23 protein-coding genes and 1 tRNA gene are annotated in these 23,629 nt (G+C 45.2%); 18 read left to right on the top strand and 6 right to left on the bottom strand.

The genetic code is table 11. The features are described 5' to 3' along the window. Positions 1 to 116 precede the first annotated feature (116 nt). Positions 117 to 1,544 carry a glutamate--tRNA ligase gene (gltX, locus tag R7190_RS23385; RefSeq protein ID WP_186584434.1) on the top strand — a complete coding sequence of 476 codons (1,428 nt, stop codon included), beginning with the start codon at positions 117 to 119 and terminating at the stop codon, positions 1,542 to 1,544. 640 nt (positions 1,545 to 2,184) lie between these two features. Then, positions 2,185 to 3,147, top strand: a complete 963-nt coding sequence (locus R7190_RS23380) for an OmpA family protein (protein WP_006743033.1) — start codon at positions 2,185 to 2,187, stop codon at positions 3,145 to 3,147. 114 nt (positions 3,148 to 3,261) lie between these two features. Here the strand turns inward: R7190_RS23380 and R7190_RS23375 are convergent, their stop codons facing one another. The 3 genes from R7190_RS23375 to R7190_RS23365 all read right to left on the bottom strand — a co-directional run bounded on the left by R7190_RS23375 (position 3,262) and on the right by R7190_RS23365 (position 5,433). Beyond that, positions 3,262 to 3,768 (bottom strand): hypothetical protein, encoded by a 507-nt coding sequence (locus R7190_RS23375; RefSeq protein ID WP_005382011.1) that lies wholly within the window; start codon positions 3,766 to 3,768, stop codon positions 3,262 to 3,264. A 279-nt stretch (positions 3,769 to 4,047) separates the two neighbouring features. Further along, positions 4,048 to 4,124: transfer RNA gene (locus tag R7190_RS23370), tRNA-Arg, on the bottom strand. Positions 4,125 to 4,299: 175 nt separating this feature from the next. After that, positions 4,300 to 5,433 (bottom strand): flagellar assembly protein FlgT, encoded by a 1,134-nt coding sequence (locus R7190_RS23365; RefSeq protein ID WP_005382012.1) that lies wholly within the window; start codon positions 5,431 to 5,433, stop codon positions 4,300 to 4,302. A 169-nt stretch (positions 5,434 to 5,602) separates the two neighbouring features. Between R7190_RS23365 and R7190_RS23360 the strand changes: the two genes are divergently transcribed. Together R7190_RS23360 and flgP are read left to right on the top strand one after the other, a co-directional pair. Continuing rightward, positions 5,603 to 6,241: a FlgO family outer membrane protein gene (locus R7190_RS23360; RefSeq protein ID WP_005382013.1), complete on the top strand. Its 639-nt coding sequence runs from the start codon at positions 5,603 to 5,605 to the stop codon at positions 6,239 to 6,241. A 9-nt stretch (positions 6,242 to 6,250) separates the two neighbouring features. Further along, positions 6,251 to 6,682, top strand: coding sequence for a flagellar assembly lipoprotein FlgP (gene flgP, locus R7190_RS23355; protein ID WP_005382014.1), 432 nt, complete (start codon positions 6,251 to 6,253; stop codon positions 6,680 to 6,682). 112 nt (positions 6,683 to 6,794) lie between these two features. Here the strand turns inward: flgP and R7190_RS23350 are convergent, their stop codons facing one another. The 3 genes from R7190_RS23350 to flgA form a co-directional block, all read right to left on the bottom strand. Further along, entirely contained in the window at positions 6,795 to 7,220 is a 426-nt protein-coding gene (locus R7190_RS23350; protein WP_012842057.1) for a flagella synthesis protein FlgN, read from the bottom strand. Positions 7,221 to 7,247: 27 nt separating this feature from the next. Beyond that, entirely contained in the window at positions 7,248 to 7,562 is a 315-nt protein-coding gene (flgM, locus tag R7190_RS23345; protein ID WP_167415057.1) for a flagellar biosynthesis anti-sigma factor FlgM, read from the bottom strand. Positions 7,563 to 7,678: 116 nt separating this feature from the next. After that, on the bottom strand, positions 7,679 to 8,425 hold the full coding sequence (gene flgA / locus R7190_RS23340; protein ID WP_005382020.1) for a flagellar basal body P-ring formation chaperone FlgA: 747 nt from the start codon (positions 8,423 to 8,425) through the stop codon (positions 7,679 to 7,681). Positions 8,426 to 8,501: 76 nt separating this feature from the next. Between flgA and R7190_RS23335 the strand changes: the two genes are divergently transcribed. The 14 genes from R7190_RS23335 (at position 8,502) to R7190_RS23270 (ending at position 23,122) form a co-directional block, all read left to right on the top strand. After that, positions 8,502 to 9,428, top strand: a complete 927-nt coding sequence (locus tag R7190_RS23335) for a chemotaxis protein CheV (RefSeq protein WP_005382022.1) — start codon at positions 8,502 to 8,504, stop codon at positions 9,426 to 9,428. A gap of 11 nt (positions 9,429 to 9,439) precedes the next feature. Then, the gene (locus tag R7190_RS23330; RefSeq protein ID WP_005382024.1) at positions 9,440 to 10,267 is read left to right on the top strand and encodes a CheR family methyltransferase; all 828 of its coding nucleotides are present in this window, start codon (positions 9,440 to 9,442) and stop codon (positions 10,265 to 10,267) included. A 303-nt stretch (positions 10,268 to 10,570) separates the two neighbouring features. Then, on the top strand, positions 10,571 to 10,966 hold the full coding sequence (gene flgB, locus R7190_RS23325; RefSeq protein WP_005382026.1) for a flagellar basal body rod protein FlgB: 396 nt from the start codon (positions 10,571 to 10,573) through the stop codon (positions 10,964 to 10,966). A gap of 5 nt (positions 10,967 to 10,971) precedes the next feature. After that, on the top strand, positions 10,972 to 11,385 hold the full coding sequence (gene flgC / locus R7190_RS23320) for a flagellar basal body rod protein FlgC (RefSeq protein WP_005393132.1): 414 nt from the start codon (positions 10,972 to 10,974) through the stop codon (positions 11,383 to 11,385). Between the two features lie 17 nt (positions 11,386 to 11,402). Continuing rightward, positions 11,403 to 12,113 (top strand): flagellar hook assembly protein FlgD, encoded by a 711-nt coding sequence (gene flgD / locus R7190_RS23315; RefSeq protein WP_005382029.1) that lies wholly within the window; start codon positions 11,403 to 11,405, stop codon positions 12,111 to 12,113. 30 nt (positions 12,114 to 12,143) lie between these two features. After that, entirely contained in the window at positions 12,144 to 13,457 is a 1,314-nt protein-coding gene (flgE, locus tag R7190_RS23310) for a flagellar hook protein FlgE (protein WP_005382030.1), read from the top strand. 330 nt (positions 13,458 to 13,787) lie between these two features. Then, positions 13,788 to 14,537 (top strand): flagellar basal-body rod protein FlgF, encoded by a 750-nt coding sequence (gene flgF, locus R7190_RS23305; RefSeq protein WP_005382031.1) that lies wholly within the window; start codon positions 13,788 to 13,790, stop codon positions 14,535 to 14,537. An 18-nt stretch (positions 14,538 to 14,555) separates the two neighbouring features. Beyond that, complete coding sequence (gene flgG / locus R7190_RS23300; protein ID WP_005382032.1) at positions 14,556 to 15,344, top strand: flagellar basal-body rod protein FlgG; 789 nt, start codon at positions 14,556 to 14,558, stop codon at positions 15,342 to 15,344. A gap of 30 nt (positions 15,345 to 15,374) precedes the next feature. Continuing rightward, positions 15,375 to 16,154: a flagellar basal body L-ring protein FlgH gene (flgH, locus tag R7190_RS23295; RefSeq protein ID WP_005382033.1), complete on the top strand. Its 780-nt coding sequence runs from the start codon at positions 15,375 to 15,377 to the stop codon at positions 16,152 to 16,154. A 43-nt stretch (positions 16,155 to 16,197) separates the two neighbouring features. Next, the gene (locus R7190_RS23290) at positions 16,198 to 17,289 is read left to right on the top strand and encodes a flagellar basal body P-ring protein FlgI (RefSeq protein WP_005393118.1); all 1,092 of its coding nucleotides are present in this window, start codon (positions 16,198 to 16,200) and stop codon (positions 17,287 to 17,289) included. A gap of 16 nt (positions 17,290 to 17,305) precedes the next feature. After that, positions 17,306 to 18,232: a flagellar assembly peptidoglycan hydrolase FlgJ gene (gene flgJ, locus R7190_RS23285; RefSeq protein WP_042522768.1), complete on the top strand. Its 927-nt coding sequence runs from the start codon at positions 17,306 to 17,308 to the stop codon at positions 18,230 to 18,232. Positions 18,233 to 18,392: 160 nt separating this feature from the next. Then, positions 18,393 to 20,333, top strand: coding sequence for a flagellar hook-associated protein FlgK (gene flgK / locus R7190_RS23280; protein ID WP_186584433.1), 1,941 nt, complete (start codon positions 18,393 to 18,395; stop codon positions 20,331 to 20,333). 13 nt (positions 20,334 to 20,346) lie between these two features. Further along, a complete protein-coding gene (gene flgL, locus R7190_RS23275) occupies positions 20,347 to 21,540 on the top strand; it encodes a flagellar hook-associated protein FlgL (RefSeq protein ID WP_186584432.1) in 1,194 nt (397 codons plus the stop codon). 427 nt (positions 21,541 to 21,967) lie between these two features. Continuing rightward, positions 21,968 to 23,122 carry a flagellin gene (locus R7190_RS23270; protein WP_005382038.1) on the top strand — a complete coding sequence of 385 codons (1,155 nt, stop codon included), beginning with the start codon at positions 21,968 to 21,970 and terminating at the stop codon, positions 23,120 to 23,122. Positions 23,123 to 23,629 lie beyond the last annotated feature (507 nt).

Raw genomic sequence — 23,629 nt, 5'->3', positions numbered from 1 at the left:
TATTTCTGTTGTCAAACCGATTGTAGAATTGACTTACGGTGGTAAAATGTCGCCACTTTTATCCTTGACATTACAACGAGAGATCTCTCGTTGCTCATTACCCCTAAGGAACTCAAATGACGGTTAAAACTCGTTTTGCTCCTAGCCCAACTGGCTATCTACACGTTGGTGGTGCGCGTACTGCACTTTACTCTTGGCTATACGCTAAAAACCAAGGTGGTGAATTCGTTCTACGTATCGAAGATACAGACCTTGAGCGTAACTCTCAGGAAGCGGTTGATGCAATTCTTGAAGGCATGGAATGGCTAGGCTTGGAGTGGGATGAAGGTCCTTACTACCAAACTCAACGTTTTGACCGTTACAACGAAATGGTTGATAAGCTTCTTGCTGAAGACAAAGCTTACAAATGTTACGCGTCTAAAGAGCTGCTAGATGAAATCCGTGCAGAGCAAGAAGCAAATAAAGAAATGCCTCGCTACGATGCTAACCATCCAAAAATCAAAGCAGCAAACGAAGCGGCAAAAGATGGCGATCCATGTGTTATCCGTTTCCGTAACCCGAAAGAAGGCAGCGTAGTATTTGATGATCAAATCCGTGGTCGCATTGAAATCCGCAACGATCAAATGGATGACCTAATCATTCGTCGTACAGACGGTTCACCTACTTACAACTTCTGTGTAGTAGTGGATGACTGGGACATGGGTATCACTCACGTTGTTCGTGGCGAAGACCACATCAACAACACGCCTCGTCAAATCAACATCTACGAAGCACTAGGTGCGCCAGTACCAACATTTGCACACTGTGCAATGATCCTGGGTGATGACGGCGCGAAACTGTCTAAACGTCACGGTGCTGTATCAGTCATGCAATACCGCGATATGGGCTACCTGCCTGCGGCACTAAACAACTACCTAGTGCGCCTTGGTTGGTCTCATGGTGACCAAGAAATCTTCTCTCAAGAAGAGATGATCAATCTATTTAGCCTAAACGCAGTATCTAAGTCAGCGTCTGCTTTTAACACTGACAAACTGCAATGGTTGAACAACCACTACATCAAGAACTCAGATCCTGCGTACGTTGCTGAGCATCTGCAATGGCATCTAGATCAACAAAAACTAGACGTAACGAATGGTCCTGCTATCACTGACGTGATCAAGCTAGTGGGTGAGCGTTGCAACACGCTAGTTGAGCTAGCTGAGCAAATCCGTTACTTCTATGAAGATTTCTCTGAGTTTGAAGCGGGCGCAGCGAAGAAACATCTACGTGGAGTGGCTAAAGAGCCTCTAGAACTTGCATTAGCGAAAGTGGAAGCACTAACTGAGTGGACGACAGCGAACATCAAAGATGGCGTTATCGCAGCAGTATGTGAAGAGTTGGAAATCGGCATGGGCAAAATCGGTATGCCATTACGTGTTGCTGTAACAGGCGGCGGTCAGTCTCCTTCTGTCGATGCAGTAATGGAGCTGGTTGGAAAAGAGCGTTGTAATGCTCGCATTAAGATGGCGCTTGAGTTCATTGCTGAGCGTGAAGCAAACGCATAATTGCTTTGAACTGAACGTTCTTTTGAATAAATAGTCACAAAGCCGCGGTGAGCAACCGCGGCTTTTTTGTATCTTCAATTTAGATAACGAGAAACTTTCTCTCATATTGGTGAATGAAGAGATGGTTTCACCTGTAATTTACCTCAATATGGATAAGATTTTTTAATCCAAATATCGTTGGCATGAATAAAAAACGAGCGATTATATATCAAATATCTGATTGATTTTTATCCATGTTCTTTAAAGTTCCATTTTGTTTGTCTCATTTTTAAGAAAAATCTTTGCTTTAGCTATGTTGTTCCAAAAAATAAAGCAAACGTTTGCGTAGTGATTGCGTGGGGATTTTTTTGCTTAAGATCACATGTTGTCGAGATTTTTGATGACAATAAATTGACAGAATTGGGATTTTTCTCGCGATTTCTTAGCGTTATAGTTCATCCCGTCAGCGATACCGAGATGGCGATATGTATCACTGAGCAGGAAATGTACGTAAGTTGCTTCCATAAAAAAAATGCATGTGCATAAAAAGAAGCTGACTAAGTATCTCACTCAAGGAATGAATAAAAAGAATTGAAATACAATGTCAGTCAGACGGCGCATTTCGGCATCTAACAAAAGAACTTCTTTAGAGGAATCAATAATGAAAAAATTAGCAGCGGTAATTTCAGCGTCTCTACTTATGGCTTCAGCAGCACAAGCAGAAGTATACGTTGGTGGTAAGATGGGTAAGTCATGGATGGAAGACGCGTGTGTAGCGGGCCAGGCTTGTGACAAAGACGATTCTACTCTTGGCGCTTTTGTTGGTTACGAAATGAATAAATACTTCGCAGTAGAAGCGGGTTTCGACAACATCGGTGATTTTAACCAAACTTCTTTCGGTGGCCACGTAGAAGCAATCACTCTTGCTCCTAAATTTAGCCTACCAATCACTGAAGACATCGCACTTTACGGTAAAGTGGGTGGCGCTTACGTAATGTTTGATGGCAAAGATGATTACTCTTACCTAGGCGCGGCTGGTCTTGAATTCAACCTAAGCCAAAACGTAACAGCTCGTGCGGAATACCAAACACTGACTGACATCAGCAACGATGTAACTCGTGCGACAGGTAACACTGCAACACTAGGTGTTTCTTTCAAATTCGGCGGCAACGATGAGCCAGTAATCGTAGAAGAGCCAGTTGTTGTTGAAGAAGTGGTTGTAGAAGAAGTGGTAGAAGAGCCAGTTGTAGTTACGAAAACATTCGAAACTCAAACAATTGGCACAGGTAGCTTCGATCTAAACAGCACAACTCTAAAACCAGAGAGCGCTGCAAAACTTGATAACCTAGTTGCTTTCCTAAACGAGCACCCACAAGCGAACGTTGAAGTTGTAGGTTACACAGATACGTCTGGTCCAGCAGCTTACAACCTAAAGGTTTCTGAAAAACGTGCTGAGTCTGTTGCTAACGCGCTCGTTGAAAAAGGTATTGATTCATCACGTATCCAAGCTCGTGGCGAAGGTGAAAACAACCCAATCGCTTCAAACGACACTCGTGAAGGTCGTCAACAAAACCGTCGCGTAGAAATCGTTGTTCCAGAATTTGAATACCAAGTTCAGCAATAAGCTCCTATTCGACCGTAGTATAGAAGACTGAAGCTGAAAGCCCCAAAGAGTTCGCTCTTTGGGGCTTTTTATTTCTCTTTAAAAACTGACTGAAATGTTCAAAGTGGCTAGGTATTACTTAAGATCAATGCTGTTTAAACGCCCCATAAATGTCAGGATCTCCAAGTTATCTTTATGTGCTTCTAACAACGCTTTTTTGGTTTGCATGTAGGCGGCAAGTTTGCCGTACTTACTAATAGAGCGAACCACCGTTTTATATTTATACTCACCGTCATCATTGAACTCTCGCCACTTGGCGATGTAACACGTATCTCGGTTGTCAGGGTTTTCAAGAGTAGGGTTAGGCTTGTGAACGATTTTAGGCTCAACGCTATGTGGAAGCCTAGTCATTAGGTAAGGGTCTTTCAAAAGACGTCGCCAGAATTTGCCCCACATTTGCCGGCCTAACTCGTTTCTCAGCTTAATGGCTTTTTGTAAGCCTTTCTTTTCTCCAATACGAACAAATCCTACCGAGCGGTGTAGTACCGTATCCTCGGGGGTATGGATATGTATCTTAAAGGCTGTCTTGCCTTTAGAAATAAAGCGGTGTCCAGTGTTAGTTATTAAATTGCTCTTAGACATAGTGCTAACTAATAATTTTATTAATAGCTAAAAGGGTAAGCAAAACTCATAGATAATTAAAGTAATAAAATACAAAACTGTAAATAGGGCTTGTTGAAATGATTTCAAGGGGAAGAAGTCAGATCAGTAGAAGGGTTTATCCCGTAACCGAAACACCCGATCCGATCATATTGATTACTGGGAAGATTATCTAACACGATGTACTAGGGGGAGCAGTGCGAGGCTTGAAATTGAAGATACAAAAAAGCCTTAGCTCAAGTGGGAGCTAAGGCTATGATATGGCGCCCCCAGTAGGATTCGAACCTACGACCTGTCCCTTAGGAGGGGACTGCGCTATCCAGCTGTGCCATGGGGGCGTAATACCAATAGTTGCAGTTCATTGCACTGTTTTACTGAGTTCAAATCTAGCAATCTACCAGATCTGTATCAGCATCACGTTGAACGATTCGCTACGGTCATTGGTATAATCAAATAAGATGCGCTGCCTATGATATTCAAAAGTGAGCATATCTCAAGACTTAATGTTTGCTTTTATAGGATCTTGTTCATTACGTCGCCAATTTGAACGCTAGACGCTAAATTTGGCTGATCAATCGTCAGTTCCGCTTCGTGTTCGTATATGCGTGATACCGTTAATGTAATTTCGCTTTGCGAGACTTTGTTTCTTGGCAATCCATTTTGGTCGATAAACGACGCGGTGTGCCAAAGCTGTAATTTGTCTCCCTCTTTTACGCCGTGCATACGGCCGAGATCCATCGTTACGGTATTACCGAAGACTGCCACAACCTCTGGCAGTGTAATTTTGCAAGATAGCTCCGACTCCAGATCCAACATAATATTGCGACTAACGCGAAGCATCATCTCGCCATAGGTCGATGCCCAAAAACGTGCACTACGAGTGTCCACTTGACTCGTCTTAGCAAATGGCCAACGCGCGACCTCACGGTAGGCTTTGTTGAAGATTTCATGGCCAGTTTTACCATCAAATACTTTCATTTCTAACGCAAACTGACGATTGATGATGTCATCTTGCAATAGTTGAGATTCGACCGTTGCAGTGAGATCGGTTATGACCCCTCCAATGATGTATTGTGCGCCATTGTCTTGTGCGATCATTTGAGTGCGAGCAGGATAGTTGCTGCTTATTGAGTAGTCCGTTGTACCAACAGACACAAAGCTGCGTGAGGTTTGATCAAGTTGACGGTTCACTACGTGGCTAAAATCGTCACCAACTTGATAAATTTGTCCCATCACTGCTTGTTGTGGTGATGCGACCTCAATATTGCCGACCAGCATTGTCTTTTTGTATTGATCGGTGTGGCAACCCGTTGCCGATGGATAAATATCAACGCGGATTTTTACCTCGACTTTACCGCGACGTTTGCGTTCAGACTCGACCAAAATGTAACGGACTTCATGATTGGTAAACTGGTATTCGTTGCGGCTTTCTTCTAATAGCGGCATCAAGTTGCTAATACTGCCAATATCTGCGCCCGAAAAATTGACGGCTTTGAACAGCGCGTCTTCCAACGCATGGAGCCTTGCCGTCTCTTCTGAAGAAACGATGGTGGCAACGCCTGTGACTTCATACCAAGATGCCATGACCTTAAAAGGCACAAGCATCACTAAAGTGATTGAAAACAGACTGTTTAATATTTTTTTCATTGGTTACAACCGTTCGGGTATAAATATTGCTTTAACAAATTCAGTGAAGTTTGGTGGGTTTTTCTTCGTTAGGCAAACAAAGAAAAGCAAAGACTGTTCCAATATTCACTTTCTTGGAAAGGAATTAATAAAGAACGGTATCACCTAAGATTATCTGGAGAATCAAACCATGAAAAAGTGGCTTGTCGCCGCATCGATGATGACGCTTCTGACATCGTGCGCGTACTCACCGATTTACAATGGTAAAGAACCGTACTCGGGAAGCCAGTTCATGCTGATGGATAGTCCGCGTCATACGATGGACTTTTTCATTGAGAGCATGACAGAAGACCTGATGGTTTCTAATGTGGCAGTATCAGCGCGGACACCGATTGCGATTACCTCGTTTGTTGATCTACAAAATATGGATGCAACAAACTGGTTAGGTAACTCGGTCTCTGAAGGTTTTATCCATCAGTTTCAGCGCCGAGGGTTTAAAGTGGTTGATTTCAAAACTACGGGCTCTATTCAAGTGACGCAGCAGGGCGATTTTGCTTTAAGTCGTGATTGGCAAGATTTAGCTCAAGAGCAGCAAATTCAGTATGTACTGACCGGAACAATGCTGCGCCAAGAGGGCGGAGTGCTTGTCAATGCACGCGTGGTTGGCATGCAAAGCCGTGTAGTTGTAGCGACAGCGCAAGGTTTCCTTCCGGCTGACCGTATTGGGCGTGACTTAGATACGTTAAATAGCATCCGCACACAAGATGGTGTGTTGATTCGCTCAGACCCAACCATTCGTCAGCCGTACACTGTGATTCTGCGTCCATAGGATAGAAGCATGAAGAAGTTATTATTTATTGTTGCCACACTGATATTGGTGGGGTGTCAGCCATTACAACAGATGCGTCAAGATGAAATCTTAGTGGCAGTGGGTTACGCCAGTGTCAGTGAGCAAACAGGCCGCACAGTAGAAGAAAAGCGTGTACGAGCGATGCGTGCATCAAAAATTGATGCTTATCGTGAGCTAGCAGAGCAAGTTTATGGCATGCGTGTTAGTGGACGTGCAGAGCTGCAAGACCAACGTTTGGGTATTGAAAGCACCACTGGTGCCGTCGATGGTGTAATTCGTGGTGCAGAAGTTGTGCGTAGTTATCTTGTTGAAGACAGTTATGTGACTGAGCTGCGTCTGGATATCCGTAAAATGGATAAGCTACGTGATTACGGAGAAGTTCAACAGGTGCCTGAGAAGCGTCAACAAACCTTGTTCTAATGCCCTAAGCGCATTACTTCAGAAGACCAGATAATCTTTCCCGCGGCTGATTGGCAACAATGAGTCGCTTTTTTATATCTACATTCTAGAGATGGTGGGGCAGGAGTGACGTTTAGGCTTTTATATTGGTGCCAAGTGTCGAAATAGTATGGGTTTTGCCACCGGCATTGTAGGTCATGCCCACTTTGCCATGAGTTCGCTGAAGCATGTTATTGAGTTTATTGAAACTCAGCTGTGCGCGACTAAGCGATTCACCATTTACTTTGTTGACTTGTTGACAGTCGAGGACGATCGATTGGATTTGAGCAACAACCTGACTTAGGTGCTCATCTTCAGTAAGTTGATTGACGTGCGGGTGAGAGGCGATTCGCTGATCAGTCGTTCTAAGCTGATCAATGAGTGTCATCTTCTGTTTGGCAATATTCTCAATCTCGGTAGAGACACGCGCCGTGATTGCTTGTGTTTCTTGGCGTAAAACAGCGGAAAGTGCCTTAGCATTTTCTAGCTGGAAATTAACGAGATCGACTAATGCTGCCATAAAATACTTACCTTCGGCCTAAGTCAGTTAGCTTTTGCCTTGCAATTCGTTTTCAAACTTAATCATGTTGTCAGCCAATTTTTCAGGATCGACTTTGTATGAACCGTTAGTGATAGCTTCTTTGATTGCTGCAACTTTGGCGCTGTCATATGCCGGAGAAGCTGCCATATCCTTCTGGAGTTTACTGACGGCTTTACTTTGCTGGCTGAGTGATACTGCGTCTTGTTGCGCTGGCGCTTTTTTTGATTCTGTCGTGCTGGTAGCATTGGAATCGTTACGTGCAGGTGCGCGACTTGTTGTCGTCATCATTTGCCCTGAACGTATATTATCTATACTTGCCATGTTTAACCTTTGCCTTGTATCGTAATACTGGTATCCAGACTATCGACCAGCGCAAAAATAACTTTAGTCATTTTTTGCATTTTTATTGATCAGTTTAAACACGCTACCAGTGGGTATTAAAAATTAACAGTGATTTCCGCAATGTCAGTCACTATGCCTTCTATTATACGTTGTGACTTATCATTTTTCACTCTTACTTGATCGCCAGCTGAACCATCCTGCAATGCTGTGCCTTGCGTTGTGATCGTCATGCCAGAATTCACCGCTTTGATAATGACCTTTTCATTTCGGCATACCACACAAACATCATTTCTCTCTACGACATCGCCTAAGCGAACATTACGCTTTAGCTTTGCCCCAACCACTTGATCGTAGCTAGAAAATCCATCTTTACGAAAGCGCTGTAGCTCGATCATGGAAGTGGTAACATCCGATGCGCTGACGATTTCTCCTCTCCCTAGTGTTCGTGTCGCGACGATCATTGGTACTGATACCGAGATCCTCACAGGGACATAGACTTTCCAGTCATCCGGTTGGCATTCCACTAACACATTGATGTTACTTCTCGTGCTGCTGGTGGAAGAGGCAGATGTATCTAACGGAACAGGGCAATCCGTTGCTTTTATTCTCGAGTCGATCTCTGCCGCATTAACAGATAGCTCGCCACCATCAGGCTGATCAACCGTAGCAAGAATATGTTGTTCTGCTGCTGTTTTTATTTGCTCGATCTGATTATCTGAAGCTGAATGAACAAAAAAGCTAAACATACTGAGCAAAATGCCGATAGACTTAGCGTACTTTGTAATTAGCGCTCTACATATTGTCATAGTCAATGGTGTCGAAGTGAAAGTGAAATACGCCATACTGTCTCCCTGGTATCGTGCTTGCCAGTGGTAGAGTATCATTTAAAAACAAAAAGTTTGAGATGGAGATGAGCATATGACGGGGATTCTTGACTCGGTGAATCAGCGTACGCAACTCGTCGGTCAGAACCGATTGGAATTATTGACCTTTCGACTGATGGGCCGACAGCGCTACGGCATTAACGTATTCAAAGTGAAAGAAGTACTACAGTGCCCTAAGCTGACTTCAATGCCAAATCTACACCCTCTGGTTAAAGGTATCGCTCATATCCGCGGCCATACCGTGTCCGTTATTGATTTGAGCCTGGCAATTGGTGGCCGCCCAACCACTGATTTAGATAAATGTTTTGTTGTTATTGCAGAATTTAACCGTACGATCCAAGCATTTTTGGTATCATCGGTTGAGCGTATTATCAATATGCATTGGGAAGCGATTTTGCCACCGCCAGACGGCGCAGGTAAAGCGCACTACTTGACTGCCGTGACAAACATTGACAATGAGCTGGTTGAAATCCTTGACGTTGAAAAAATCCTGGCAGAAATTGCGCCAGTTGATGAAACGATGGATTCCGCTATTGGCGAAGAAATCGCACAAGCAGAACAAGAAAAGCCTATTGTACGCCGCATACTGATTGCTGATGACTCGACGGTCGCGCGTAAACAGGTAGAGCGTGCGATTACATCCATCGGTTTTGAGGTCGTATCTGTCAAAGACGGCAAAGAAGCGTACAATAAGTTGATTGAAATGGCTCAAGAAGGCAATATCTACGATCAAATTTCGTTGGTTATTTCCGATATTGAAATGCCAGAAATGGACGGCTATACCTTAACGGCTGAAATTCGCAGACATGCAGATTTGAAAGACCTTTATGTTATCCTCCATTCTTCATTAAGTGGTGTATTCAACCAAGCTATGGTTGAGCGTGTAGGTGCCAACACCTTCATTGCGAAATTTAACCCAGATGAGTTGGGTAACGCGGTTAAATCTGCATTAACACAATAAAAGAGACATTAATGACTGCTATTACAATCAGTGATCAAGAGTATCGTGACTTTAGCCGTTTTCTAGAATCGCAATGTGGCATCGTGTTAGGTGATAGCAAGCAATACCTCGTGCGTAGCCGACTGAGTCCTTTAGTGACGAAGTTTAAGCTCGCATCGTTATCAGATTTGCTACGTGATGTTGTTACAGGGCGTAATCGAGAATTACGAGTCGCCGCTGTGGATGCGATGACGACTAACGAAACCTTGTGGTTTCGAGATACTTATCCGTTCACGGTTTTAGCTGACAAATTATTGCCAGAAGTAGCGGCAAGTAAGCGCCCAATTAAGATCTGGTCTGCTGCCAGTTCATCGGGCCAAGAACCGTATTCTATTGCAATGACGATCCTGGAAACGCAACAGCGCAAGCCGGGCTTGTTACCAAACGTGTCCATTACAGCCACAGATATTTCGGCAAGTATGCTCGAGATGTGTCGTGCAGGGGTGTACGACAACTTGGCTTTGGGTCGCGGGCTTTCACCAGAACGTCGTCGCACCTTCTTTGAAAATGCGGACGGTGGTCGCATGAAAGTCAAAGATAACGTCAAGCGTTTGGTGAACTTTCGTCCACAAAACTTGATGGACAGTTACGCACTGATGGGTAAGTTCGACATCATTTTCTGTCGTAACGTATTGATTTACTTTTCTCCAGAAATGAAATCTAAAGTGCTTAACCAAATGGCGAGCAGTTTAAACCCTGGTGGCTACTTGCTGTTAGGGGCATCAGAGTCGCTAACTGGTCTGACTGATAAATTTGAAATGGTGCGCTGTAATCCGGGCATCATTTACAAGCTTAAATAGCGGTATCTCTTCATTGATAGAAAAGCCTGACTTCGTGTCAGGCTTTTTTTGTTTGTTACCTTTCTGCGCCGAGCGCCTCATGTATCACTCAATTAGTTGAAGCGCGTTTTTGCCTTGTGCCCTCAACACGGTGTATCTTTATTAAGTGACAAAGTGATACGACATGACATTCCAGTTACTTTGGCTCACTTATTGCTATTTCAATTCACGGTAACCACTAGGTTGGTGTAATGCTTTAGGTTTTGGCATGCTAATTGCTTTTTGGTTATCAATCACGGTCAGTTCTTAATTGTAGAGGCAAACATGGCTATATCTTTTGACAATGCACTAGGCATCCACCAGCACACGGTGGGCGTACGTGAACGCAATGCAGAGGTGATTTCCACCAATATCGCACAAGCAAACACGCCTGGTTACAAAGCAAGAGGTTTAGACTTTGCGAAGGAATTGCAAGCGGCAACATCTGGGGCAAGCATTGGTCTTAGTCGCACAGATGGTCGGCATATTCCTGCCACTACAACGTTGGTTGGGGACAAGTTATATCGTCTTCCTACGCAACCAGATACGGGAGATGGCAACACGGTAGACTTGGATTTAGAGCGTAACTTGTTTATGCAAAACCAAATCAGACACCAAGCATCACTCGACTTTCTAGGCAGCAAATTCAAGAACTTAACCAAAGCAATCAAAGGGGAATAATTTAGATGAGCTTATTTAACGTTTTCAATGTGACAGGTTCCGCAATGAGCGCTGAATCCGTTCGTCTGAATACTACCTCAAGCAACTTGGCGAACGCCGACAGTGTCAGCAGCTCTGCGAAAGACACTTACAAAGCGCGTCATGCAGTGTTTGGTGCAGAGTTAAGTAACGCCATGCGTGGCGGTGATACGGTGCCAGTGAAAGTGATGGGTATTGTAGAAAGTGATAAACCGCTGAGTGCGGAGTACAACCCAGATCATCCCCTTGCAAACGAAGAAGGCTACATTTACAAGCCTAACGTCAATGTAATGGAAGAAATGGCAAACATGATTTCAGCTTCTCGTGCATACCAAACTAATGTACAGGTCGCTGATTCTAGTAAACAAATGCTGCTGCGTACGCTGCAGATGGGTCAATAAGGATAAGGGGGTAGCGTATGGCCGGAATTAACAACGTTGGTCAAAGCGGCTTGTCCTATATCGACCAGCTTAAAAGTCTACAAGAGAGTAACAAGAAAGCGGAAGAGAGCACGGGTAAGCAGGATCTAAAACAGGAAGACTTCTTATCATTGCTCACGAAGCAACTGTCTCAGCAAGACCCTTTTAAGCCGGTGAGTAATGACCAGATGATTGCGCAAATGGCTTCATTTGCGACCGTTGATGGCATTGGCAAGATGAACACTCAGTTTGAGAGTTTGAATTCGTCAATGACATCAAATCAAGCGTTACAAGCTTCCTCTTTGGTAGGGCGTGACGTATTGGTCCCAGGAGCAGCAGGTGTGAAGCAGGACGACGCACCAATGGCGGCAATGGTTAAGCTTTCACAATCTATCGATAATCTGTTTGTTCGTGTAGAGGATGAAGCTGGCCAACTGGTTCGTACCTTTGAGGTAGGGGCGAAACCAGCCGGCGACACGCGTGTGCTTTGGGACGGTAAAGATGAAAGCGGAAATCCACTGCCAGCTGGCAAATACAAAGTGAAAGCGTCTGGCTTAGTTGAAGGGGAGTCGCAAGAGTTCCCAGTATCGACGTATGCCAACGTAAACAGCGTATTGCTTGGCAAAGGTGACGGAAACGTATTACTCAATCTGGCTGGTTTTGAGTCGCCAGTTCGACTTGCAGAAGTATTGGAAGTCGGCAAAGCGTAGTCATAGCTCGCTAGATTAGGAGATTTTGGAATGTCATATGTATCTTTAAGCGGTTTGTCCGCCGCCCAACTGGATTTGAACACCACCAGTAACAACATTGCGAACGCCAACACTTACGGCTTTAAAGAGTCCCGTGCTGAGTTTGCTGATGTCTACTCTAACTCTTTATTTACTAACGCAAAAACCACACCGGGTGGTGGTGCGCAAGCAAGCCAAGTGGCACAGCAGTTCCATGAAGGCTCTAGCATTTACACCAACAACCCAATGGATTTGCGTGTTTCGGGGACAGGTTTTTTCGCTGTAGCGAAAGAGCGTCTAACTCCACAACAGAATGAACTGACACGTAATGGTGCATTTCACTTAAATAAAGAAAACTACATGGTGACCGCGAACGACGAGTTCTTATTAGGTTACCAAGTGGACCCAAGCTCTGGTGAGGTTTCTTCATACGAGCCACAACCCATCAATATTCCTGCTGAATTTGGTAAGCCAAAACAAACAGCAAACATTGAAGTGGGTGTGAACTTGCCAGCGAACGGCGATTTGAAAGATCCAACGCAGTTTGATTTTTCAGACCCAGATACATACAACCGTTCAACCTCTTCGACAATTTATGACTCGATGGGTCAGTCTTACAAGCTAACGACGTATTACTTGAAAGATCAGACTCAGCCAAATACATGGAACACTTACTACACCGTGACAGATAAAGAAGGTGAAAAGCCTTTAAATGTTGCGGCTGGTGATGCGCAAACGCCAACAGGTCATGTGGGGCATACCATGAAGTTCAACAACGATGGTACGTTGGCGAGCTTGAACAATGGTCAGCCAATCACTTCTGTGGCTCTGGGCGATCCGGCGACGAACACGACACCAGTCGATATGAATGGTGCCGATCCTGCGCAGACGCTTAACTTCGGCTTAGGCTCAGCAACACAGTTTGCGGCTCCGTTCGAACTGACTAAGTTTGACGAAGACGGTGCAACAACGGGCTTCCTAACCAAAGTTGACTTCGATGAAAACGGCAGCGTATTGGGGACTTACTCAAACGGTGAAAACGTTACATTGGGTCGTGTTGCTCTCGTACGTGTTCCAAACGAGCAAGGTCTGGATAAGAAAGGCGGCACTCAATGGGATTCAACGCAGTTCTCTGGTGACAAGATCTGGGGTGAATCAAATAAAGGCTCTTTCGGCACCATCAATAACGGTATGCTGGAACAGTCAAACATTGATATGACGCAGGAGTTGGTGGACCTGATCTCTGCTCAGCGTAACTTCCAAGCAAACTCACGTTCGCTAGAAGTACACAACCAACTACAACAGAATATCTTACAGATCCGCTAGAGTACTAGCTGGGTCATTCGATACTCTGCTTGAGTAAGCAATGGCGTGTGGTTGCTTCTTAGTAATTACCGCTTTGTTCACTTTCATCATGACATTCATCTGATGCTTAGCCTGAATACACCTCACTCAGGCTAAGCATGCTTTGATCTACGATTTGCCGCTGTTGCCGCCGTATGGATCAAAACCTTGCCTCTCGTTACAGTTTTCTGCCCCTATTGACCTCTTTTAATTGTTGATTGTTAATTCAAAGTATTGATTGATAAGCCTATTTTTGTTTTGGCATAACTATTGCTTTTACTCCGTGTACAGAGAGATTTTTTGGAGTAATTTATGGATCGCGCACTGTTTCTCGCAATGAGTGGTGCCAAGCAAAATATGCAGGCACTACAATTGCGCGCTAATAACTTGGCTAACGTAAGCACGACCGGATTTCGGGCTGATTTAGCACAGGCTCGCTCAATGCAGGCTTATGGTGAAGGCCATCCTTCACGTGTGTTCAGCATGACAGAGCGTCCAGGGCATAACTTTGCTCAAGGTAGCGTGATTACAACAGGGCGTGATCTGGATGTGACGATTGAAGGCAGCGGCTGGATATCGGTACTCGATCACACAGGGAAAGAAGGGTTGACCCGTAACGGCAACCTAAAAGTCGATCAAAATGGCATGCTTACCAACGCAAGTGGTCATTTGGTGCTGGGTGAAAACGATGCGCCGATTACTTTGCCTATCCCTCTCTCCAAAATTGAAATCGGTCGGGATGGCACCATCTCTGTACTTCCTCAAGGTGCCCCGGCAGAAGAATTCCAAGCGGTTGATCGCATTAAGCTCGTTAAGCCTAATGATCAAAGCTTGTTTAAAGACACCAATGGCTTATTTCGCCATAAAACTCCAAACCAACCTTACGAAGCAGACGCGACTGTTAGTCTCCAGACGGGAGCGATAGAAGGCAGTAACGTGAATGCCGTAGGTGAAATGACCGCATTGATTGACTTACAACGTCAGTTTGAAATGCAAGTCAAGATGATGAGCACAGCTGAAGAAATGGATAAATCTTCAGATTCACTGCTTCGTATGAGTTAACAGAGTTAGAGGTTCACTATGCATCCAGCACTATGGGTAAGTAAAACAGGTCTAGACGCCCAACAAACCAACATTGCCACGATTTCGAACAACTTGGCGAACGCCTCTACTGTCGGCTACAAAAAGAGCCGTGCAGTATTCGAAGATTTGTTCTATCAGAACATCAACCAGCCTGGCGGCCAGTCATCTCAGAACACGGAACTGCCAAGTGGCTTGATGTTAGGTGCGGGTTCTAAAGTGGTTGCGACGCAAAAAGTGCACACGCACGGCAATGCACAGACAACGACCAACGCACTGGACATGATGGTGGAAGGCGACGGTTTTTTCCAAGTGACATTGCCGGACGGCAACATCGGTTATACCCGTAACGGTCAGTTCACGCTAAATGGTGAAGGCACGTTAGTCACGTCGGGTTCTGGCTACCCTGTAGAACCTGAAATTGTGATTCCAGAAGATGCGATTTCTATCACTGTCGGTACGGATGGTGAAGTATCGGTTCGCGTCCGTGGTCAGCAAGACAACCAAGTCGTTGGTCAGCTAACCATTACAGACTTTGTTAACCCAGGTGGCCTAGAGCCAATTGGTCAGAACCTTTACTTACCAACGGGGGCCAGTGGCGATCCACAAGAGGGTGTTCCCGGTTTGGACGGTTTGGGGGAAATTCGTCAATCCATGCTGGAAGCGTCCAATGTGAATGTAACGGAAGAGTTGGTCAACATGATCGAAGCCCAGCGCGTTTACGAAATGAACTCAAAAGTGATCTCGTCAGTCGATAAGATGATGAGCTTCGTTAACCAGCAATTGTAACGATTAAGAGCAAGATTTGAGGAGCTCACGATGAAACGTATTTGCCTACTCGCTTTGATTGCTACGATGTCGGGCTGTGCCATGTTGGAGCCGATTGAAACGGATGAAGTGACACAAGCAACCACTGTGGTCGACGCAGTAGAAGGCGATAAATCGAAAGAAGAGAGCAGCGGTATTGTAGATACTTTACGTGGTAGAAGCGATCCGGTTGCTGGCGATCCTGCTTGGGCTCCAATTCATCCGAAAAACAAACCTGAGCATTATGCTGCTGCAACAGGTTCGTTGTTTAGCGCCGAGCACATTACCGATCTCTACGACGATTCTAAACCACGTGGTATTGGCGACATTATTACCGTAACACTGGATGAGACAACCAGTGCGACGAAAAGCGCAAATGCCGATTTATCGAAAACCAATGAAGCGCAAATGGACCCGCTTCAAGTGGGCGGAGAAGAGCTGCAAATTGGCGGAAAATATAATTTCTCTTATGACCTAAACAACTCCAACTCATTTGCAGGTGACTCTTCTGCAAAGCAGAGCAACAGCATCAGTGGTTACATCACTGTTGAGGTGATCGAAGTACTGGCAAACGGCAACCTCGTGATCCGCGGTGAGAAGTGGATGACGCTAAATACGGGTGATGAGTACATACGTTTAAGTGGCACTATTCGTCCGGATGATATTAATTTCGACAACACCATTGCATCAAATCGCGTTTCTAACGCAAGAATTCAGTACTCTGGCACTGGTTTGCAACAAGATATGCAAGAGCCAGGCTTCTTGGCACGATTCTTTAATGTAGCGCTATAACACGCCCTGCTGACGGCAATTTGACTGCAAGAGATAAGTAAGCATGAAAAAACTCCTTTTAGTACTGATGAGCGTTGCTCTGTTTTCTACCGTAGCCCAAGCCGCACGTATCAAAGACGTCGCGCAAGTGGCAGGTGTACGAAGCAACCAACTCGTGGGTTATGGTTTGGTTTCAGGCTTACCTGGTACGGGTGAAGCGAACCCGTTTACAGAGCAAAGTTTCGCCGCCATGCTGCAAAACTTCGGCATTCAGATGCCGCCGGGCACAAAGCCAAAAATTAAAAACGTTGCCGCAGTCATGGTTACGGCAGAATTGCCGCCTTTCTCTAAACCGGGTCAGCAAGTGGACGTGACTGTCTCTTCCATCGGAAGTGCTAAAAGTTTGCGTGGTGGCACCTTGCTGCAAACGTTCCTCAAAGGTCTCGACGGTCAAGTTTACGCGGTTGCTCAAGGTAACTTAGTAGTGAGCGGCTTCAGTGCTGAAGGCGCTGACGGTTCTAAAATCGTAGGTAACAATCCAACCGTTGGTCTTATCTCTAGTGGTGCGACAGTAGAGCGAGAAATTCCAAACCCATTTGGTCGTGGTGATTACATCACGTTCAACTTGCTTGAGTCAGACTTCACAACGGCTCAACGTATGGCGGATGCTGTAAACAACTTCCTTGGCCCACAAATGGCGAGCGCTGTTGACGCGACATCAGTGCGCGTGCGTGCTCCTCGTGACGTCAGCCAGCGTGTTGCGTTCTTATCGGCAATCGAAAACCTAGAGTTTGACCCAGCAGATGGTGCAGCCAAAATCATCGTTAACTCTCGCACGGGCACCATCGTAGTTGGTAAGCATGTGCGTCTTAAACCAGCAGCAGTAACGCATGGCGGCATGACGGTTGCGATCAAAGAAAACCTGAATGTTAGCCAACCTAACGGCTTTTCTGGTGGGCAAACCGTAGTCGTACCAGACTCGGATATCGAAGTCAGCGAAGAGCAAGGCAAAATGTTTAAGTTCGAACCAGGCTTAACGTTGGATGATTTGGTCCGTGCCGTGAACCAAGTCGGGGCTGCGCCTTCGGACTTGATGGCAATTTTACAAGCATTGAAGCAAGCTGGTGCCATTGAAGGCCAGTTGATCATCATTTAATGGTTAGGAGGTAGGTATAATGAACAATCCTAACGACATTGGTTTTATCCATGACATCAGTTCTCTGGATACTCTGCGTCAAAAAGCAGTGAAAGAGGGAAAAGATGGCGAGCAAGAAGCATTGCATGCGGCTGCTCGTCAGTTCGAATCGATCTTCACCTCCATGATGTTGAAATCCATGCGTGAAGCCAATGAGGGCTTTGAGTCCAACATGATGAACAGCCAAAACGAGAAGTTCTACCGACAAATGTTGGATGAACAGATGGCGAGCGAATTGAGTTCGTCTGGTTCAATGGGACTGGCCGATATGATTGTTAAGCAATTAACGGCTGGGCAAGGGAACGACAAAAAAGAAACGGCTATGCGTGATGCGGCAAACAATGCTGCGGAATATCGTCGTGTTGACCCGAAAAAAGCGCGCGAGATTGAACAGCGCTTGATTGAATCTGGTCAACTATCTCGACCAAGCAATGAACCCACTCGATTCGATTCACCAGAATCCTTTGTTAACTCGATGAAGCCATACGCGGAGAAAGCTGCGAAAGCCCTAGGAGTCGAGCCATCTCTGCTACTTGCGCAAGCCGCTTTGGAAACGGGGTGGGGGCAAAAGGTCGTGAAGAACGCGCGTGGCAGCAGCAACAACTTATTTAATATCAAAGCAGATCGAAGCTGGCAGGGTGACAAAGTGACGACTCAAACTTTAGAGTTCCACGATAACACGCCAGTGAAAGAGACGGCAGCGTTTCGCTCCTACTCAAGTTACGAAGACAGCTTTAATGACTTTGTACGATTTTTGAATGACAACCCACGTTACGAGACAGCATTGCAGAAACGCGGGAATTCAGAGTTGTTTATTCGCGGTATCCACAGTGCGGGTTACGCGACCGATCCGAATTACGCAGATAAAGTCCTGCAGGTGAAGGATAAAATCGAAAGTATGTAATGTCTCTGCGACAATTTATGACGTTCTCGAAGGCTTGCCATAGTGCAAGCCTTCACTTTATCTGAACATCTACGCCTTTCTATCACTTGGCACATCTTTTGCTTTTAATGTGTCTAGGTGATCGGTTTTGCCGATTTATATTTCGTTTTCGGGGGCATGTATGGCGTCAGATCTTCTGAATGTAGGTACTCAAAGTGTGCTTACTGCTCAGAGACAATTAAACACCACTGGTCATAACATTTCTAATGTTAATACAGAGGGTTATAGCCGTCAGTCTGTTATCCAAGGCACGAATGATCCGCGCATGTTTGGTGGTTCTACCTACGGCATGGGTGTGCATGTGGAAAATGTTCGCCGCTCGTGGGATCAGTTTGCCGTGAATGAACTGAACCTGTCGTCGACCAACAATGCCAACAAAACGGATACCCAAGACAATCTTGATATGCTCTCTAGCATGTTGAGTTCAGTGGCATCGAAGAAAATTCCCGAGAACCTGAATGAGTGGTTCGATGCGGTAAAAACCATGGCAGATACCCCGAACGATTTAGGGGCACGAAAAGTGGTATTGGAAAAGGCAAAAATCTTCTCTGATACATTAAATGATTTCCACGAAACCGTGCGACTGCAATCTGATGTCACCAATAAAAAATTGGATATGGGCATTGAGCGCGTTAATCAACTTGCGTTGGAAATTCGCGATATTCATCGACTGATGATGCGTACTCCCGGTCCACATAATGACCTGATGGATCAGCATGAAAAGCTGGTTACTGAGCTGTCAGAATACACCAAAGTTACCGTAACCCCACGCAAAAATGCGGAAGGGTTTAATGTTCATATCGGCAATGGACACACTCTTGTTTCTGGCACGGAAGCAAGCCAGCTCAAAATGATCGATGGCTATCCGGATGTTCATCAAAGACGATTAGCAATGGTGGAAGGGAATGGCATTAAAGCGATCAAGTCTGATGATATGGATGGCAAAATCGGCGCTTTACTTGAAATGCGCGACAAACACATCCCACAACTGCAAGATGAAATGGGCCGTTTAGCGACGGGTTTCTCCTACAAAATTAATCAGCTGCAATCTCAAGGTCTGGATCTCAACGGCAAGATAGGTAAAGACGTATTTACCGACGTGAACTCTGAGCTGGTGGCAAAATCTCGAGTTTTTGCTGCACCTGACTCACAAGCTGATGTTGCGGTTTACATCGAGGATATTTCCGCGATCAAAGGTGGTGAATATTCGCTGCGTTATGATGGCGACCAATACAGCGTGACAACACCGAAAGGTGAGCAAATGTCGTTGAACATTGATCAATCAGATTCTTCGTTTGTTCTGGATGGTATGAAAGTGCAAATCGGTGAAGGTCTTGCCGCTGGTGAGCGCGTATTATTGCGCCCAACACGAAGTGGCGCAGCCATCATCAAGATGGAAACCAATGATGCAAAAGCCATTGCCGCGCAAAGTTATGAAGCTTCAACCACTTTTGCTCAAGGTAACGCCAAGTTCAAAATTCGTGAGGCGGGGGATGTTAAAGAGTTTGAGGTCACCGTACAACCAGCCGACGAGAAACATGATAAGCCATGGTTAAAGATCACGGACAACAAAGGCAATTTGCTATCGGACAAATACTCATACCCGCTAGACAAAGATAACCCGATGATTGAAATCTCAGTGCCGAAAAGTCATCCGCTGTATAAAAATGGCGATGCGACTGTATTTGAGCTGAGCGAAGGTGCGCTGATGAATGACAAGTTCACCGCGAACTTGGTGCCTTCGGAAGGTGGTAATGGCAACTTGAGAAAAATGCAGAAGATCCAAACAGATAAGATGATGGACGGAAAATCCAGTACTTTGATCGATGTTTATCACAACCTCAATACCGAAGTCGGATTGAAATCTTCTACAGCAAACCGATTAGCCTCTGTCGCTCGCTTAGAGCATGAGGCGGCACAAGAGCGCGTTGCTTCTATCTCTGGCGTTAACCTCGATGAAGAAGCGGCCAACATGATGAAGTTTCAACAAGCGTACATGGCTTCATCACGTGTGATGCAAGCGGCGAATGATACCTTCAATACCATTTTACAACTGAGGTAAGGAGAAGAGATAAGTGCTAACCCGAATTTCTAGTTTCCATAACTATCAGTCCGTACAAAATGATTTGCGTCGTCAAGAGAATAAGGTTCACCATAACCAAGAGCAACTTGCTTCAGGGAAAAAGTTACTGAAACCTAGCGACGATCCCCTTGCGTCGCATTACATTCAAAATATTAGTCAGCAACAAGAACAGCTACAACAATATCTTAGCTCGATAGTGTTGGTGCGTAATCGTCTAGAAAACCACGAAGTTAATATCGCCAATGCGGAGAATTTTGCCGACGAGTCGAAGCGTTTAACGATGGAGATGATTAACGGTGCGTTTTCTGCGGAAGACCGACAAGCAAAGAAGCGTGAGCTAGAGGAGATTGCGAACAACTTCCTTAACTTGGTGAACTCGCAAGATGAATCTGGTAACTACGTGTTTGCTGGCACTAAGCCAAAAAGCCAACCATTTTATCGCGATAAAGATGGTAGCGTGCAATACGCTGGGGACGATTATCAGCGCAAAATGAAAGTCTCCAGCATGCTTGAGATGCCAATGAACGATCCCGGCAGCAAGCTGTTTATGGAGATACCAAACCCATTTGGCGACTATCAGCCGAATTACGATCTACAAAACGGCTCTGAGCTGTTGCTAAACAAAGCTACTAACGTTGACGCTAAGGATGATGCGGCGTATCGCGTGACATTTGTCGATATGAATAACGGCAAATTTGGTTACCAATTAGAGCGTAACGGCAAAGTAGTGGATGCCGATGAGTTTTCTCCAGAGAAAGGGGTTGAATACAAAGGCCTGAAAGTGCACGTAAAAGGCCAAATTACGCCTGGTGACAGTATTGAGATCGAAAAGCGGGCAGAGTTCAGCATTTTCGATACCTTCAAGGATGCAATGGCATGGTCAGACAAATCGGTTTCGGATACGTCGGCGACTGCTAAATTGCACCAAATGACAGAAGAATTCCACGCTGCTTTTATCCATTTGAATAAAGCGCGTACAGATGCCGGTGCTCGATTGAGTACGCTGGATATCCAAGAGCAAAATCATGAAGACTTTAATTTGTCTCTGGCAAAAGCGAAGAGCAACTTTGAGGACTTGGATTACTCCAAAGCCGTGATCGAGTTCAGTGAAAACTCGCGAGCGTTACAGGCATCGCAACAAGCATTCGGTAAGACCAAAGATCTAACGTTGTTTAACTACATCTAGTATGACACTCATACACATTGTCTGATTTTGATGCCTTATGTGCAAAGCCTTAAGCGCGATAAGTCGACGTAACCTGAGAGTCTGAGATGTCATGCGGCACGATTTTACCCAAAGCGGCAATGATGCGGGAGGCAAGTCGGGCGGCAACAGGGCAGCGTTCAATACCCTTGGGCTAAGATGAGTCTGACAAACCGGAAATAGCTTAATGATAAAGCTAACTTATTGTTTATTTGATTCTTTTAAAAGTGGTTAAATAATTTACGAAAGTTGGCACACAAATTGTATTGAAAATATCAGAACAGATTTAGAGATTCTAAACCCTGCGTTTAAGGCAGATTTAGCAAGTAACTTTTACGGTCAGTGCTTATCCAAATGAGAGTAAAGCTGGCCGCTTCGCAAAAGCTTGCGAACTCAACAGGAGAGCAAAATGGCTGTAACAGTTAGTACTAACGTCTCCGCGATGACCGCGCAGCGTTACCTAAACAAAGCGACTGATGAATTAAACACGTCGATGGAGCGCTTATCTTCAGGACATAAGATTAACAGTGCAAAAGATGATGCGGCAGGTCTACAGATCTCTAACCGCTTAACTGCACAGTCTCGTGGCCTAGATGTCGCAATGCGTAACGCGAACGATGGTATCTCGATTGCACAAACCGCTGAAGGTGCGATGAATGAGGCAACCTCTGTCATGCAACGAATGCGTGACCTTGCGATTCAATCATCGAACGGTACTAACTCTCCGGCTGAGCGTCAGGCGATCAACGAAGAGTCAATGGCATTGATTGACGAGCTAAACCGTATTGCAGAAACCACTTCATTTGGTGGTCGTCGTCTATTGAATGGCTCATTCGGTGAAGCAGCATTCCAGATTGGTGCGAGCTCAGGTGAAGCCATGATCATGGGACTCACCAGCATTCGTGCGGACGATACTCGCATGGGCGGTGTGACCTTCTTATCTGAAAATGGTAAAGATAAAAACTGGAGCGTTGACCCAGCTAAATCTGACTTGAAGATCACGCTACCAGGTATGGGTGAAGACGAAGACGGCAATGTTGATGATCTAGAAATCAACATTAATGCCAAAGCGGGCGACGACATCGAAGAGCTTGCCACTTACATTAATGGTCAGTCTGATATGATTAATGCGTCTGTAAGTGAAGATGGCAAGTTGCAAGTTTTTGTCGCGCATCCAAACGTTCAGGGTGAGATTTCTATTTCTGGTGGATTAGCATCTGAGCTTGGCCTGAGTGATGAACCTATCAGAACGTCAGTACAAGATATTGATATGACCACGGTACAAGGTTCTCAAAACGCGATTTCTGTGCTGGATTCGGCACTGAAATACGTAGACTCGCAACGTGCAGACTTAGGTGCGAAGCAAAACCGTTTGAGTCACAGCATCAACAACTTGGCGAATATCCAAGAAAACGTTGACGCATCGAACAGCCGAATTAAAGATACAGATTTTGCGAAAGAAACCACGCAAATGACCAAAGCACAAATTTTGCAACAAGCAGGTACATCGATTCTTGCTCAAGCGAAACAGTTGCCAAACTCTGCAATGTCACTATTGCAGTAGTTTACTTAGCCTGTACTCAATACATTCAGACGTGGATGGGAATGCAGGCTTTTGGCAAGCAACTTTACAATAGAATGAGCGGCTCTCTCATCTCTCACCTGCCAATCATTTTCAATGTAAAGTTGCACTCGGTATGCCGGAAATGTGTTCATTTCTCTTGATCTCCACATAGGCTCTGGCGACCAACCTAGCCCCAGTTCTCTCAAAGGAAAAGGGGCTTTTTCTTTTCTAATTTTCACGTCTATCGTCTGCGAACTAACCTTTAATTGTTTCCTTTTGCTGGTTTTCTATACAATTTGGCCCTCTCGGCTCGATTTGTGGAAACTTGAGTACTCTTTCTTACTTTTCTTCAATTTTATTAGCTAAATCTCGCAATGTTATTTTTTTAAACTTTTTTCTAAAGCTTCTGAATTTGGTGTCGTTAATAGAGGTAACTTTGAGAGAACTACTTGGTTTTCCGAGACGTCGGAAACCGCTACACCGGAAAATCAATTGGAGAAATCACCA

The sequence above is a fragment of the Vibrio sp. 1078-1 genome, assembly GCF_033340475.1.
This window is presented reverse-complemented; position numbering and strand designations above follow the sequence as displayed.

Coding starts and splice junctions, on each gene's coding strand:
- R7190_RS23335 (WP_005382022.1), top strand. CDS start 8,502: ATGACGGGGATTCTTGACTCGGTGAATCAGCGTACGCAACTCGTCGGT.
- gltX (WP_186584434.1), top strand. CDS start 117: ATGACGGTTAAAACTCGTTTTGCTCCTAGCCCAACTGGCTATCTACAC.
- R7190_RS23360 (WP_005382013.1), top strand. CDS start 5,603: ATGAAAAAGTGGCTTGTCGCCGCATCGATGATGACGCTTCTGACATCG.
- R7190_RS23365 (WP_005382012.1), bottom strand. CDS start 5,433: ATGAAAAAAATATTAAACAGTCTGTTTTCAATCACTTTAGTGATGCTT.
- R7190_RS23375 (WP_005382011.1), bottom strand. CDS start 3,768: ATGTCTAAGAGCAATTTAATAACTAACACTGGACACCGCTTTATTTCT.
- R7190_RS23270 (WP_005382038.1), top strand. CDS start 21,968: ATGGCTGTAACAGTTAGTACTAACGTCTCCGCGATGACCGCGCAGCGT.
- flgC (WP_005393132.1), top strand. CDS start 10,972: ATGAGCTTATTTAACGTTTTCAATGTGACAGGTTCCGCAATGAGCGCT.
- flgD (WP_005382029.1), top strand. CDS start 11,403: ATGGCCGGAATTAACAACGTTGGTCAAAGCGGCTTGTCCTATATCGAC.
- flgG (WP_005382032.1), top strand. CDS start 14,556: ATGCATCCAGCACTATGGGTAAGTAAAACAGGTCTAGACGCCCAACAA.
- flgM (WP_167415057.1), bottom strand. CDS start 7,562: ATGGCAAGTATAGATAATATACGTTCAGGGCAAATGATGACGACAACA.
- flgE (WP_005382030.1), top strand. CDS start 12,144: ATGTCATATGTATCTTTAAGCGGTTTGTCCGCCGCCCAACTGGATTTG.
- flgA (WP_005382020.1), bottom strand. CDS start 8,425: ATGGCGTATTTCACTTTCACTTCGACACCATTGACTATGACAATATGT.
- R7190_RS23380 (WP_006743033.1), top strand. CDS start 2,185: ATGAAAAAATTAGCAGCGGTAATTTCAGCGTCTCTACTTATGGCTTCA.
- R7190_RS23290 (WP_005393118.1), top strand. CDS start 16,198: ATGAAAAAACTCCTTTTAGTACTGATGAGCGTTGCTCTGTTTTCTACC.
- R7190_RS23330 (WP_005382024.1), top strand. CDS start 9,440: ATGACTGCTATTACAATCAGTGATCAAGAGTATCGTGACTTTAGCCGT.
- flgH (WP_005382033.1), top strand. CDS start 15,375: ATGAAACGTATTTGCCTACTCGCTTTGATTGCTACGATGTCGGGCTGT.
- flgF (WP_005382031.1), top strand. CDS start 13,788: ATGGATCGCGCACTGTTTCTCGCAATGAGTGGTGCCAAGCAAAATATG.
- flgB (WP_005382026.1), top strand. CDS start 10,571: ATGGCTATATCTTTTGACAATGCACTAGGCATCCACCAGCACACGGTG.
- flgK (WP_186584433.1), top strand. CDS start 18,393: ATGGCGTCAGATCTTCTGAATGTAGGTACTCAAAGTGTGCTTACTGCT.
- R7190_RS23350 (WP_012842057.1), bottom strand. CDS start 7,220: ATGGCAGCATTAGTCGATCTCGTTAATTTCCAGCTAGAAAATGCTAAG.
- flgP (WP_005382014.1), top strand. CDS start 6,251: ATGAAGAAGTTATTATTTATTGTTGCCACACTGATATTGGTGGGGTGT.